Origin of the sequence: Streptomyces beijiangensis, from assembly GCF_017315755.1 — a bacterium.
Taxonomy (GTDB): Bacteria; Actinomycetota; Actinomycetes; order Streptomycetales; family Streptomycetaceae; genus Streptomyces; species Streptomyces beijiangensis.
The window spans coordinates 1-238 of the sequence record NZ_JAFLRJ010001666.1; the positions used below are offsets into that span (position 1 = coordinate 1).

Sequence of the window (238 nt, forward strand, 5' to 3'; positions counted from 1 at the left end):
CCGTAGACGCGCCCCGTCTTCCCGGTCTTGAAGGAATCGGACACGGCCGCGTGCGGGTCAGCCGCGCGGCGGTGCCGTGCTCGCGCGTTCGACCAGGCGGGTGGACAGCTCGGTGCGGGTGCTCTCCGGGCGGTGGCCGTCCATGATGCGGAGCAGGAGGAGCAGGGCCGTCGCCGCCATCTCGGACAGGGGCTGGCGGACCGTCGTCAGCGGTGGGGCGAGCCAGCGGGCCTCGGGG

General features: G+C 74.8%; 1 protein-coding gene. It reads right to left on the reverse strand.

Features of this window, described 5'->3' with window-relative positions; genetic code table 11:
• Positions 1–57: 57 nt before the first annotated feature.
• The coding region (locus J0695_RS43145) for a substrate-binding domain-containing protein (RefSeq protein ID WP_206970245.1) at positions 58–238 on the reverse strand (181 nt) is incomplete at its 5' end.